This is a genomic window from Rhizobacter sp. P2_H2 (genome assembly GCF_056403375.1).
Genome location: NZ_JBFUFP010000060.1, coordinates 1 through 13,033, shown reverse-complemented (window position 1 = coordinate 13,033; position 13,033 = coordinate 1). Strand labels below are relative to the sequence as shown.

Below are 13,033 nucleotides of genomic sequence, written 5' to 3'. Positions count from 1 at the left end.
ACGTAGACCACCGCACGCGCCTGCCCGAGCACCGGCGCGACGACCTGCTCGTAGAACACCACCGGCACGACCACGCAGCCGAGCGAGATGCGGTTGTCGGCCGGCGAGGCTGACGCGAGCCGTTGCGCGCGCCGCTCGGCGGGCGCCGCCGGGCGCAGCCGGTGGATCGCGAGCGAGGCGGCGTAGTCGAGCCAGACGATGTCCTCGCCGTGCAGGTTGCGGCCGGGCTGCGATTCGAAGCGGCCGGCCGGCGTGGTGCGCTCGAACGGGCGCAGGCTGGACGGTGCGCGGTGCGCGATGTCGCCGATCGCGGTATCGCCGGGGGCCAGGCCCAGCAGGGCCGGGCTGCTGCCGATCAGCCGGCCGTCGGCCGCGTGGATGCGCAACTGCGCTGCCTTCTTGTCGACCACCGCGAACGGCTTGCCCTGGTTGTCGTGGTGGTCGAGGATCCAGCGCGTCGCGAGCCGGGCCTCGGGCGAGGCCTGCGAACTGTCCGATGACGTGTCGGATGTCGAAGCTGCCGCACAGGCCCACGTGCCCCATGCCCACAGACTGGCAAGAATTGCCGATCGCACTGCTTTACCTGCAAATCGCATGGGCGGGTCCTGGCTCGCTCGCGTGAAGATGGTGGATCGTAGGGAGACCGGTCTCGGGACGTGCGTCGAAAAGCGCGACAAAGTGGACGCAGTTCGATGCGCCATCAGGCCTRCAGGCGACGCTGCTGGCTATCCCACGGGCACGGGGATTGCCACGCGTCGGCATGAAGCCATCACCGGTGCTGGAGTGGGTGAACGCGGGCCTGTTGGGCGCGGCGACGATCGTGCTGAGCCTGATCGCGCAACCGCCGTCGCCGGTTCATCCGGAGCGGCTCGCGCACAACGCGCGACACGCGCTGCCGGTGTACGCGAAACGCACGCTGGATTTCGGTGCCGAGGCGGCGTCCGCCGAGGTGCGTCGCCTCGGCGACTGGGTCGCCAGTCGCGCCGACAACCGCGGGCTGCCGTTCGTGCTGATCGACAAGCCGCGCGCCCACGTGTTCGCGTTCGATGCGGCAGGCCGGCTGCTCGGTTCGGCACCGGCGCTGCTGGGCGCGGCGCGAGGCGACGATTCGGTGCCGGGCATCGGCGGGCGGCCGATCGCCGACATCAAGCCGTCCGAGCGCATCACGCCGGCCGGCCGCTTCATCGGCCGGCCCGGCCACAACGCCAACGGCGAGGACATCGTCTGGGTCGACTACGACGCCGCGGTGTCGATGCACCGCGTGCGCACCACCAACCCACGCGAGCGTCGCGCGCAGCGCCTCGCGTCACCGGGCGTCGACGACAACCGCATCAGCTACGGCTGCATCAACCTGCCGCCGGCGTTCTACGACGGCGTGATCAGTCCGATGTTCAGCCGCGGCCGCGCGATGGTGTACCTGGTGCCTGACCGCCGCACGCTGGCCGAGGTGTTCGGCATGCCCGACCCGCGGCCCGCCGCGCCAACCACCCAGCTGGCGCAGGCCGCCGTCCGCTGACCCCCTGGAATGAAATGAAACGAGGGCCCGGCAGAGCGAACCTGCCGGGCCCTCGAAGCCGACGTGGCGACGATCAGTTGCGATCGGCGCGCGGTGCCAGCGGATCGCTCGCGATCGTGCTGGACGAATCGCTGTTGTCCAGCGTCGTCCGGTTCTCCAGCGTCGCCGGCGGGTTGGCATTGTTCGAGTTGTTCGGGCTGACCTGCGTGTCCTGGGTGGTCGGCTGCGCCGTCATGTTCTGGTTGGTCGGCGTCGTGCTTTCCGTCGTCGTCGGGCCGTTCGGCTGGCTCTGGTCGGCGCTTGCCGAGCCCGGGGCGGCCGTGGTGCCCGATGTCGTCGACTGGGCCGAGGACAGCGATACGACGGCTGCCAGGGCGGCTGCAGACACGAGGGTCAGGGTGGTGGAGAGCTTTGTCATGGTGTGACTCCTTTGCAGGTGTTGGAAGAGGTGGCGCGCCGGCCCTGCCGGTCGCATCCCGCTCTTTTGGCCCGGAGACCCAAAGGTGCGGTACCGAAGGGTGGCAATCCGTGTGCCTTGCCGCCACATCGCGTGTCTGTCGGATCGACCGGGCACGCCGACTGCCTTGTCATCGCTAACATGCCTGGACGGTCGGGACGACGCGGGGCGAACAGTTCAACCGAAGGGAAGCGATGGCGTGGTGCGTGAGCTCGTGTGCGGCAAGGTGGACCTTGGGCGTGGGGGCGGTGCTCGTGCCCGCGTGCTGTGCGGCGCAGGCCGCCGAGCCGCAGGCTGCCGAGCCGCCGGCCGCGGCGGCCTCCGAACCGGAGGCGGACGACGGCCCCCCGCGGCCGAAGCCTCCCGAGTTCGAGAAGCCCCGCCCGGCCGAGGTGCCGGACGACGCGGCGCTGGTGGCCGCCGGCGCGCGCATCGGCGAGGTGCGCTTCCAGCGCCTGAACCTCTTCGACACGCGCCTGCCGGAAGAAGACAGGCTGCTGTTCCGCTGGGCCAACAAGCTGCACCTGCTGACGCGTGAATCGGTGGTCGCGTCGCACCTGCTGTTCAAGCCCGGCGAGCCGTACGACCCGCGGCTGCTGCGCGAGTCGGAGCGTATCCTGCGCCGCGAGTCGTACTTCCGCGATGCGCACATCCGGCCGGTCGCGCTGCACGACGGCATCGTCGACCTCGAGGTGGTGACGCAGGACGTGTGGACGCTGAACCCCGGCGTGTCGCTCGGCCGCTCGGGCGGCAAGAACAGCAGCGGCTTCAGCCTGGAGGACGCCAACCTGCTCGGCTTCGGCAAGGAGCTCGGCTTCTCGTTCAAGTCGGAGGTCGACCGCAGCAGCAAGACGCTGAGCTACCACGACAACCACGTGCTCGACAGCTGGTGGGACCTGCAGGCCCAGTACTCCAACAACAGCGACGGCCATGTGCACGCGCTGGCCGTCAAGCGGCCGTTCTATGCGCTCGACACCGCGTGGGGCGCCGGTTCGCAGGTGCGCGACGAGGAGCGGGTCGATTCCGTCTACGACCGCGGCGACGTGATCCGCCAGCTCGACGTGCGCGAGCGCACGATGTCGGTGTATGGCGGCTGGTCCGCCGGTCTGCAGGACGGCTGGGTGACGCGCTGGACCGCCGGCGTGGCGTACGACGAACACCGCGCGACGCTGGTCGTGCCGCCGAACGAGGCGCCGCCGCCCGGCACCGAACGCACGCTGGTGTACCCATGGATCGGCTTCGAGCTGATCCAGGACGCCTTCAGCGAGGTGCGCAACCAGGACCAGATCGGCAAGACCGAGGACGTGTCGCTCGGCTGGCACGTCACCGGCAAGCTGGGCGAATCGCTGCCGGGCCTCGGCGCGGATCGGCGCGCCACGGTGTTCTCGCTGGCCGCGACGGTGGGCCATGCGCTGACGCCGCGGCAGACGCTGCTGCTGTCCGGTTCGGCGCTCGGCCGCGTCGAGGACGGACAGCTGCAGAACTCGCTGTTCAAGGCGGAGGGCCGCTACTACCTGCGGCAATCGGCGCGCCGCAGCTTCTTCATGGACCTGTCGGCGCAGCGCGGCGTGCGGCTGGACGACGGCCAGCAGGTGCTGCTCGGCGGCGACAACGGGCTGCGCGGCTACCCGCTGCGCTACCAGAGCGGCGACGGCCGCTGGCTGTTCACGACCGAGCAGCGCGTGTTCACGAACTGGTACCCGTTCCGGCTCTTCAACGTCGGCGGCGCGGTGTTCTACGACATGGGCCGCACCTGGGGGCAGGGCGCGGTGCCGGACGCGTCGCACAAGCTGCTGAGGGACGTGGGCTTCGGGCTGCGCCTGGGCAACAGCCGCACCTCGCTCGGCAACGTGATCCACGTCGACGTCGCGTTCCCGCTGGACGGCGACCGCTCGATCAAGAAGGCGCAGTTCGTCGTCGAGGTCAAGGAGAGCTTCTAGGCCCTAGGGGCCGCTCGCCCACTGCCGCACGCGCTCGATCACCGTCGCCGCGTCCAGGCTCTTGTCGTACAGCCCGTCCGCGCCGTATTTCTGCGCGGTCGGCCGCAGCCCGGCCAAGTCCTGGTTGGTCAGCACCAGCGCCTTGCAGTCGTTGCCCTTCTCGCGCAGCGCCTTCAGCACGTTGAATCCGTTGCCGGGCGACAGCGCCACGTCCAGCGTCACGACGCCGGGGCGCAGGCGCTCGATCATCTCGATGGCCTCGTCCTCCGCCGCGGCGATGCCCACCACGTTGACGCCCGGGATGGCCAGCAGCAGCCTCTCCAGCCATTTCTGGATCAGCTCCGAGTCTTCGACGATGACGACGTTCAGCGGCATCCGGGCAGGGTAAGCCGGGCCGCGAAGCGTGTGAACCAGACGCCGTAGCGATCGGATGGAGGGCGATTGCCTACACGTCAGCCCGGGTCCGTCAGCCCGCGGGCCACGCAGTACTTCGTCAGTTCGGTGTTGTTCTTCCAGCCGGTCTTCTCCAGCATCCGTGCCCGGTAGGTGCCCACCGTCTTCACCGACAGCCCCATCAGCTGCGCGATCTCGGCCGGCGCCTTGCCGGCGGCGATCAGCTGCATCACCCGCAGCTCCTGGGCCGAGAGCTGCTCGTGCGGCTCGCCGGCGGCGGAGCGCCCGCCCAGCAGGTCGACCAGGTGGTCGGCGGCGGCCTCGGTCACGTAGCGGCGACCCTCGCCGATGCGCCGCAGCGCGGTCACCAGCTCGTCGCCGGCCCGGTCCTTCGGCAGGTAGCCGGCGACGCCCATCTTCAGCAGCCGCGCGGCATAGGCGGCTTCCACGTTGAAGCTCAGCACCAGGATCGGCACCGGCCCGGCCAGCTGCAGCATCCGGCTGACGCCTTCGGTGCCGGTGGTGTCGGGCAGCCCCATGTCGAGCACGATGAAGCGGGGCGAGAAGGCCAGGAACGTCTCGCAGGCCTGCGCGAGCGTCGTCGCCTCCTCGATCCGGGCGTCCGGCCAGGCGCCGAGGATCAGCTGGCGAACGCCCAGCCGCATGATCGGGTGGTCGTCGACGATCAGCACCTTCATGTCGTCCATGCTTCCTCCACGCGGGCCGGTTGCTGCAGCGGGATGCGGGCGACCACCTCCGACCCGCCGTCCGGCCCCGGCCCGAACTCGAACGCGCCGCCGACCATCGCGGCGCGTTCGCGCATGTTGCGCAGGCCGCTCGCGTCGGCGCGCACCGGCTGCGGGCCGATGCCGTTGTCGCTGATGCGCAGCACGTACAGGCCGCGGAACTCGCAGCCGGTGATCGAGACGCGCGTCGCCTGCGCATGCCGCAGCGCATTGGTCGTCGCCTCCTGGACGATGCGGAACAACTGGTTCGCGCGGTCGCTCTCCAGCTGCTCGTCGTCGTCGATCTCGGCCGTGACCTCCAGCTGCCCCGGCTGCGTCAGCCGCTCGGCGAAGTGCGACACCGCCGCCCCGAAGCCCAGGTCGTCGAGCAGCGGCGGGCGCAGCTCGGTCGCGATGCGCCGCGCGATGACGATCGATTCGTCGAGCATGCCGGTCAGCTGGGCCAGCTGGTCGCCCGGCAGCCCGGGGTGGTCGCGCGCGAGCTGCTGCACCACCAGCTTGGTGCCGGTGACGATCTGCCCGAACTGGTCGTGCACCTCGCGGGCCAGGCGCCGGCGCTCGGCCTCGATGCTGTCGTCCAGCTGCTTCGCGAACGACTGCAGCCGGTCGCGCGCCGAGCGGACTTCCTCGGTGCGGTCGTCGACCATGCTCTCGAGCATGTGGCTGAAGCGCCGCAGCGAATCCTCGGCGCGGTCGCGGCGGCGCTGCTCGTCGGCCAGCAGCCACAGCGCGCCGATGATCAGCGCGCAGCCGCCGGCCGCCAGCGCGACGATCAGCGCCGCGGTGCGCGCCTGCAGCCGCGCGGCGTCGGCGTCGCGGCGGACCAGGTGCTCGCGCTGCACGGCGGCGAGCGCATCGAGCTCGGCGCGGATCGCATCCATCGCGAGCTTGCCGTCCAGGTCGGTGCCGGCGCCGGCGGGTTCCACGTCGCCGCTGCGGCGCTTCAGCACATGGGCATCGGCGAGCGCGATGCGGCGTTGCACCAGGTCGTCGATGCGCTGGCGGACGGCGGCGAAGTCGCCGTGCGGCCCCGACGGCGTGGCCAGGTGCTGCATCAGGTCGGCATAGGTGTCGGGGAACTTCGCCTTGCCGCGCTCGTACGGCTCCAGGCTTTCGGTGCTGCCGCTGAGCAGGTAGCCGCGCTGGCCGGTCTCGATGTCGAGCAGCAGCGTGAGCGTCCTGTCGATCAGCCCGAGCGTCTGCTCGTCGCGCCGGCGCTCCTGGGCGTGGCCGGCCAGGTCCTGCAGGCCGCGGTAGCCGGCGCCGGCGGTCACGCCGAAGGCGGTGGCACCGGCCACGATCAGCCACAGCGCGAGCTGCGCCGTTCGCCACCACGGCCGGGCCGGGCGCTCTGACGATGCCGATTCCAAGGGCCATCCCTCCCTGGCGAGCCGAGGTGTCGTGCATGGTATGCGCGGACGGCCGGGGCCGGTACCGGTTCCAACCCATCCGACACATTGGGGATGACAGTGCAAGCGGAACTGGTCGACAGTCCGGCGGATGGCGTGTAGCAAAGTGTGTCAGACAGGCGCGTTTGCGGTTAGATTTCCCGCAGGGGGAAGTTTGAATGCGCAGTGCGCGAGCACACGATCTGCCGCCGTTCCACGTCACGGCGCGCCTGGACGAATCCGGGTCTTGCGATGTCTTCATCACCGATGGGCAATCGGTGGGCCGGCATGCCCGGGCCGTGCCCGACCTGCCGGCGTTGCGCCGGCTGTCGCATGCCGCCGCTGAAGGCGACCTGCACGCGAGCGTCACCTTGTTCGCTCAGCTGTTCCCGGGCGTCATCGGTGCCACGCTGCGTGGCAGCGAGCCGCGCCGGCTGAACCTGCAACTCGGCGCGGCGCTGCACGGCCTGCACTGGGAGCTGGCCAGCGACGGCCACGGCCTGCTCGGCGAGCGCTGGCGGGTCGCGCGGCACCTGCTGGTCGATGACGACCGGCCCGCCGACCCCGATTCGCCACCGGACCTGACGGCCACCACGGTGCGGCGAGTGCCGCGGCGCGGCCCGCTGCAGGTGCTGCGGCTGGGCGATGCGGCCGGCCGCGCCGAGGCGACCCGGCCGGTGCTGCCGGCGCTCGACAGCCCGGCCGTCGTGTCGACCACGCTGGCGCGCGATGCCGTGCCGCCCGATGCGATCGCCGGGCTGCTGGCCGGGCATGACGTGATCCGACTCGACAGCGGTGCGCCGCACGAGTTGCTGGCCGGCGTGACGTGGTTGCGCCCGCCCAAGCTCTTCGTCGTCGGGCAGGTCCCCGGGCTCCAGCTGGCGCTGCTCGCGCAGCAACTGGCGCTGCTCGGGGCGAGCCTGCTGGTCGTGCCGCCCGGCGACGCGAGCGCCGAGGAAGGGGCCCCCAGCTGGTTCGGCGCGCTGTGCGAGCGCCTCGCGCAGGCCCAGCCGATCGCCGAGGCGGTGCGGGCAGCGCGCGGCTTGCATGACAAGAGCGGCGCGCCGTGGCTGCAGCTGTACGGCGATGGCGATGCGGTGCTGGTGCTGCCCGACGCCCGCGCGTCGGCCGGCAACGATGCGCGCCAGGTCACCTCGCTGTCGTTCGACTTCGTCGACTCCACCGGCTGGCTGCACCGGCTGGGCAGCGAGCGCTATGCGAGCCTGCTGGCCGAGTTCCACCAGCGCTGCATCGAGCAGATCGAGCGCCACGGCGGCGTCGCCGACGATCCGCAGGGCGACGACGGCGTGATGTCGTACTTCGGCTACCCGGCTGCCAGCGAGCGCAGTGCCGAGCAGGCGGTGGCGGCGGGCCTCGCGATCGTGCAGTCGGTGGCCGGCATGTCGACGCCGGTGCAGGTGCGCATCGGCATCGCCACCGGGCGCGTCTCGGTGATGGCCGGCCAGCCGGTCGGCGTGTCGATCCACCTGGCCGCGCGGCTGCAGAGCAAGGCGGCGCCGGGCACGGTGCTGGTCTCCGACATGACGCTCGCGCTGGTGCAGCATCGCTTCACGGTGCAGCCGCTGGACGGCGTGCTGGCGCTGAAGGGCATCGAGGGCGCCCAGCGCGCCGGCGTCGTGCTGCACGACCGCAAGGAGCACCGGCTCGATGCGCTGCCGCGGCTCACCCCCTTCGTCGGCCGCGACGACGAGCTGGCCGCGCTGGTGCGCCACTGGGACGCGCTGCAGGACGGCGCGCTGCGCGTGGTGCAGCTGCGCGGCGACGCCGGCATCGGCAAGTCGCGGCTGGTGCGCGAGTTCCGCCACGGCCTGAAGGCGCGCGGCGCGCGCTCGTTCGAATGCCGCTGCCTGCCCGACCACGCGAGCAGCGCCTTCCATGCGGTGATCGACGCGATGCACCACTGGCTGGGGCTGCGCGACGATGACGACGGTCCGGCGCGCCTGCGCAAGCTGGCCGACGCGCTGCCGCCCGGGCTGGATGCGGCGCAGGCGCTGCCGGTGCTGGCGGCGCTGCTGTCGCTGCCGGGCGAGCCGCTGGCCGGCACGCCCGAGCGCCTGCGCGAACGCACGCTCGCGACGCTGGTCGAGTGGTTCCAGCGCGCGGCGCAGGCGCGGCCGGTCTGCCTGGTGGTCGAAGACCTGCACTGGGTCGACCCGTCGACGCGCGAGTTCCTCGGCCGCCTGCTGGCCAGCGGCGGGCAGGCACCGATGCTGGTGCTGCTGACCGAGCGCACCGCGACCGACGATGCCGCTTCCGCCGCGGCATCCTGGCAGCCGCCGGTCGTGCACCAGGCCATCGAGCTGCACGGCCTGCGCCCCGACGAATCGCGCCGGCTGCTGAAGCAGGCCTGCGGCGAATCGCTGCTGCCGGCCGGCGTGGTGCGGCTGCTGGCCGGGCGCTCAGACGGCGTGCCGCTGTTCCTCGAGGAATCGGCGCGCATGGCGGTGGAGCAGAGGGCGACGCTCGACGAGGTGCTGCCGCAGACGCTCGACGTGCCGGGCAGCCTGCAGGACCTGCTGATGGCGCGCCTGGACCGGCTCGGCCCGGCGCGCGCCGTCGCGCAGTTCGGCGCCGTGCTCGGGCGCGAGTTCCCGGTCGCGCTGCTGGAGCAGGTGCTGGCGCACGGCGGCCGGCCGATGACGCCGCAGGAACTGGCGGCGCAGCTCGACCTGATCGAGCAGTCGGGGCTGCTGACCAGCGTCGGCGGCAACGAGGCGGGCGGTGCCTCGGGCGAGCGGCGCTGCGCCTTCAAGCACGCGCTGGTGCGCGACATCGCCTACCAGTCGCTGTGGACGCGCGATCGCCAGCAGGTGCACCGCGCGGTCGCGGCGGTGCTGCGCGCCTCGTGGCCCGAACTGGCGCAGCGCCAGCCCGAGCTGCTGGCCCATCACCAGACCGAGGCGGGCCTGGCGGCCGAGGCGCTCGGGCAGTGGGAGGTGGCGGCGCGGCTCGCGGCCTCGCGCTCGGCGCACGACGAGTCGATCCAGCACCTGCAGCGCGCGCTGGCGCTGCTGGGGAGCCAATTGCATGAACCGACTCAAGAGCGCGAGCGGCGCGGCATCGAGCTGCGCCTGCAACTGCTGCTCGCGTCGCGCTACATCGCGACCGAAGGCTATGGCGCGCCGCCGGTCGAGCGGGCCTACGTGCGCGCCGAGCAGCTGGGCGACGAGCTGGGCGACCCGGTCGCGCAGCTGAAGGCGCAGCTCGGGCTGGAGGGTTACCACTTCATGCGCGGTGATTTCGGGCGGGCGCACGAGATCGCGCGGCGTGCCGAGGCGCTGGCCGAGCAGGGCGGCGACCCGATGGCGCGGTTGCAGGTGCGCTGGGCCACGGCCAACATCCTGTTCCACGAGGGGCACGGGCTGGCCGCGGTGCAGCGCATGGACGAGTGCCTGGCGGTGTACCGGCCGGAGCACCATCGCCGCGCCGCGGTGCAGGACCCGGGCGTGATGTGCCTGTGCTACTCGGCCTGGGGCCAGTGGGAGCTCGGCCACCCGGACGACGCGCTGGCGCGCATCGACCGCGTGCAGCAGCTCGCACGCACGCTCGACCACAAGTTCAGCCTCGGCGAGGCCTTCGGCTTCGCCGCCAACGTGCACCGCTACCGCGGCGAGCACGCGCAGGCGCTGGCCTGCGCCGAACAGGCGATCGCGATCTGCGACGAAGGCGGCTTCGCGGTGTGGCTCGCGCATGCGCACGTGATGCGCGGCTGGCTGCAGTGCGAGCGCGGACGGCACGACGAGGGCGTGGCCGAGATGCGCGAGGGCCTGGCGCTGTGGGCGCGCAGCGGTGCCGTCGTCACGCGGCCGCTGTACCTGACGCTGCTGGCCGAAGGCCTCGCGCGCGGCGGCGACCTGGTGCAGGCGCTGGCGCGGCTCGACGAGGCGATGGGCATCGTGCAGGCGCACGGCGAGCGCTACTACGAAGCCGAGGTGCGCCGCTTGATCGCCGAGCTGACGCTGCGCCGCGACGGCCTCTTGCTGCCGGCGGCGCGCCGGGCGGCCGAGCAGGGCCTGCGCGCGGCGCACGAGCTCGCGATGCAGCAGCACAAGCGCGGCTTCGCGCTGCGCAGCGCCACCAGCCTGGCGCGGCTGTGGCACGAGGACGGCCGCACGCGCGAGGCGCTGCAGCTGCTGAAGCCGGCCTACGCGTCGTTCACCGAAGGGCTGGAGACGCACGATCTGCGACAGGCGCGAGAGCTACTGCGGTCCATCAGTTGAGGTTGAGCTCGGTCAGTTGAGTATTTCAGGCGGCAACGCGGGGAGGTGGTGATGACGACCGACAGGAAGTTCCGGCCCGGGCCGGTCGATCTGCCGACCTGGTACGCCGCAGCGACGACCAACCATGCGCGCAACCGCATGCTGTTCGAGTGGCTGTGCGACTGGCGCAACCTGCGGCCGCACGATCCGCAGAGCCTGCCGCCGCAGCGCGATGCGTTGTTCGAGCAACTGCTGAAACGCCCGGGCCTGGAGGGCGTTCTGACGGTTCCAAGCCGCGCGATCCGCCACGAGAACGAGTACGAGCCTGAGGGCAGTCCGGTGCGGCACGACCGGACCTACGGGCACAGGAAGGTGCGGATGCTGCTGGATGCCGACGACATCGCGGCCGTGCTGCGCAACGGCGATGCCTTCAGCAACGAGGCCTACAACAAGCTCGGTTCCGGCACCTTCCTGCTGGGCCTCGACCACGAGACGCTGCGCAAGCGCCAGCGCACCGCTGCCGCGAAGGCGCTGCGCTATGACCCCTCAACGGTGACCGCGCTGGCCGAACTGGCGGTTGCCGAGGCCGAGCCGATCTGGCTGCGCGCGCCGTCCTTCGACCTTGCGCAGTTCGCCGAGCAGGTCGCGCTGCGCTTCTGCAGCCGGCTGTTCGGCTTCGCCACGGGCGATTACCCGGTGCTGGAGAGCGCGCTGCGGGGTGCGTACATGGCGCTCACGCACCAGATCCTCGGCCGGCATTTCGTCAGCGACCCCGCGCCTGTGGCCGCTGCGCGCGGGCCGATGGCTGTGCTGTTCACGCGAGCCTGCGAACTGATCGACGAGTACCAGCGCTACCCGACGATGAGCCCGCAGACGCTCCCGACCGGCGTGGACCTGCGGACCGACAAGGTGCCTGGGTTCGAACCGGCGATGCGCCGCCTCGGGTGCCTCGCCCGTGAGGCGGGAACCTTGCCGGAGGATGACCTGAGCGGCGAGGAACTGGGTGTGATCGTCGTCGGCGTGATGTCCGGTGTGGTCGGCAACGTGCAGGCGGCCGTCTGCTCGGCGCTGCACGAGTTCTTTCGCAATGGATTGGTCGAGGCGTTGCGCGGCGTGGCGCGCACCTACGGGGAACCGTCGAACGAGCTGTGGCCCTGGATCGCCGAGGCGCTGCGCCTGAACCCGCCGGCCGCCTACCTGCCGCGCCGCGTGACCGAGGACTTCACGCTGCCGGGCGGCGTGACGTTGAAGAGGGGCGAGGAGTGCGTGCTTTCGATCGTCGCGGCGTTGCGCGCAAAGGGCACGGCCTTCGTCGGCTCGTTCGACGAGGAAGGCAAGGTCAAGACACCGCCGCCCGCGCCCGATCCGCTGATCTTCGGCATCGACAGCGGCCCCGACAGCGGCCCTTTGCGGCATGGCCTGCATTCGTGCATCGGTGACAAGCTGGCGCGGCCGCTGATCAGCGCGATCGTGCGCCGCGTGCTGCTGCTGCGCGGGCTGGCCGAGGCGTTCGATCCGGAAGACGGCACCGTGGTCGGCCTGGAGCGGCGCTGGGGCTTCACCTGCAAGCGCTATCCGCTGACCTGCCGGCTCGATCGCCAGCATGCGCTGAACGTGTCGATGCGCGTGAAGACGCCGATCGCCCTGCATGCCGAGGCGTTGAAGGCGGTGATCCGCGCCGGCGCACCGCGCATCGAGACGGCGCTGCTCGAGTCGCGGCACATCCATTTCGCGTGGTTCGAGTTCATCGAGAACGACAACCGGCTGGTGCTGCACACGGTGTACGACGGGCTGTTCGAGTCGTACATCGAGCATTTCGCGCTGGCGGTGGGTGAGCTGTTCGACAAGATCTTCGAGCACATCGAAGACGCTCCGCCGATGCCGGTCAACAAGTACCCCGGCGCCTTCATCGACCTGATCCGCCGCAACGACCGGCCGGTGGCGGAGGGCTACTTCTTCAGTGCCTACCCTGCGCTCGAGGCGGAGCAGATCCGCCGCGTGCTGGGAGTCACGCCATGAAGGCGCAGCCGCTGAAGCCGGCCACGTCGCGTGCGCTGTGGGGGAATCACTTCGACCACGTCCAGCGCATCGTGCTGTGCACGCCGAAGCAACGGCGGGTGCAGCACCTGCTGCTGAAGTTCAACGGGACGGGTTCGCAGACGCGCCGTTTTCTCTCGGCGCTGAGCAGGCACGTGACGTACCGGCCGAGCGATCCGAAGCCCGGCGGCCCGCAGCTGAGCATCGGCTTCACGTACCGCGGACTGGAGGCGCTGAAGCTGCCGCTGCGCGTGCTGCTGGTGCTGCAGAAGCTCGCGCCGTCGTTCCACCTCGGCGCGCCGGTGCAGGCCGCGACGCGGCTGGGTGACACCGGAT

The 13,033-nt window shown here is 71.5% G+C and carries 10 protein-coding genes; 5 read left to right on the top strand and 5 right to left on the bottom strand.

Features of this window, described 5'->3' with window-relative positions:
* The coding region (locus AC1D15_RS06450; protein ID WP_477825350.1) for a hypothetical protein at positions 1–596 on the bottom strand (596 nt) is incomplete at its 3' end.
* 164 nt (positions 597–760) lie between these two features.
* On the opposite strand from AC1D15_RS06450, the gene AC1D15_RS06445 reads away from it, so the two are divergent.
* Positions 761–1,516 carry a hypothetical protein gene (locus AC1D15_RS06445; RefSeq protein WP_477825349.1) on the top strand — a complete coding sequence of 252 codons (756 nt, stop codon included), beginning with the start codon at positions 761–763 and terminating at the stop codon, positions 1,514–1,516.
* Between the two features lie 73 nt (positions 1,517–1,589).
* Here AC1D15_RS06445 and AC1D15_RS06440 read toward each other — a convergent pair whose 3' ends face one another.
* Complete coding sequence (locus tag AC1D15_RS06440) at positions 1,590–1,934, bottom strand: hypothetical protein (RefSeq protein ID WP_465112132.1); 345 nt, start codon at positions 1,932–1,934, stop codon at positions 1,590–1,592.
* A 278-nt stretch (positions 1,935–2,212) separates the two neighbouring features.
* Here AC1D15_RS06440 and AC1D15_RS06435 point away from each other — a divergent pair, with 278 nt between their 5' ends.
* The gene (locus tag AC1D15_RS06435) at positions 2,213–3,913 is read left to right on the top strand and encodes a BamA/TamA family outer membrane protein (RefSeq protein ID WP_477825348.1); all 1,701 of its coding nucleotides are present in this window, start codon (positions 2,213–2,215) and stop codon (positions 3,911–3,913) included.
* A 3-nt stretch (positions 3,914–3,916) separates the two neighbouring features.
* Here the strand turns inward: AC1D15_RS06435 and AC1D15_RS06430 are convergent, their stop codons facing one another.
* The 3 genes from AC1D15_RS06430 to AC1D15_RS06420 form a co-directional block, all read right to left on the bottom strand.
* On the bottom strand, positions 3,917–4,288 hold the full coding sequence (locus tag AC1D15_RS06430; RefSeq protein WP_047502129.1) for a response regulator: 372 nt from the start codon (positions 4,286–4,288) through the stop codon (positions 3,917–3,919).
* Between the two features lie 77 nt (positions 4,289–4,365).
* On the bottom strand, positions 4,366–5,013 hold the full coding sequence (locus AC1D15_RS06425; RefSeq protein WP_197066791.1) for a response regulator: 648 nt from the start codon (positions 5,011–5,013) through the stop codon (positions 4,366–4,368).
* Positions 5,001–6,422, bottom strand: coding sequence for a CHASE3 domain-containing protein (locus tag AC1D15_RS06420; protein WP_465112134.1), 1,422 nt, complete (start codon positions 6,420–6,422; stop codon positions 5,001–5,003). Before AC1D15_RS06420 ends, AC1D15_RS06425 begins: the two co-directional genes overlap by 13 nt.
* A gap of 197 nt (positions 6,423–6,619) precedes the next feature.
* Between AC1D15_RS06420 and AC1D15_RS06415 the strand changes: the two genes are divergently transcribed.
* From AC1D15_RS06415 to AC1D15_RS06405, 3 genes are all read left to right on the top strand, one after another.
* Entirely contained in the window at positions 6,620–10,681 is a 4,062-nt protein-coding gene (locus AC1D15_RS06415) for an ATP-binding protein (RefSeq protein WP_477825347.1), read from the top strand.
* A 51-nt stretch (positions 10,682–10,732) separates the two neighbouring features.
* A complete protein-coding gene (locus AC1D15_RS06410; protein ID WP_477825346.1) occupies positions 10,733–12,679 on the top strand; it encodes a cytochrome P450 family protein in 1,947 nt (648 codons plus the stop codon).
* Positions 12,676–13,033: hypothetical protein (locus tag AC1D15_RS06405; RefSeq protein ID WP_477825345.1), on the top strand; the 358-nt coding region annotated here is incomplete at its 3' end. The genes AC1D15_RS06410 and AC1D15_RS06405, both read left to right, overlap by 4 nt.

Excerpts from the sequence above, each read along its gene's own strand:
- AC1D15_RS06425 (WP_197066791.1), bottom strand. The coding sequence starts at position 5,013 with ATGGACGACATGAAGGTGCTGATCGTCGACGACCACCCGATCATGCGG.
- AC1D15_RS06430 (WP_047502129.1), bottom strand. The coding sequence starts at position 4,288 with ATGCCGCTGAACGTCGTCATCGTCGAAGACTCGGAGCTGATCCAGAAA.
- AC1D15_RS06415 (WP_477825347.1), top strand. The coding sequence starts at position 6,620 with ATGCGCAGTGCGCGAGCACACGATCTGCCGCCGTTCCACGTCACGGCG.
- AC1D15_RS06410 (WP_477825346.1), top strand. The coding sequence starts at position 10,733 with ATGACGACCGACAGGAAGTTCCGGCCCGGGCCGGTCGATCTGCCGACC.
- AC1D15_RS06445 (WP_477825349.1), top strand. The coding sequence starts at position 761 with ATGAAGCCATCACCGGTGCTGGAGTGGGTGAACGCGGGCCTGTTGGGC.
- AC1D15_RS06440 (WP_465112132.1), bottom strand. The coding sequence starts at position 1,934 with ATGACAAAGCTCTCCACCACCCTGACCCTCGTGTCTGCAGCCGCCCTG.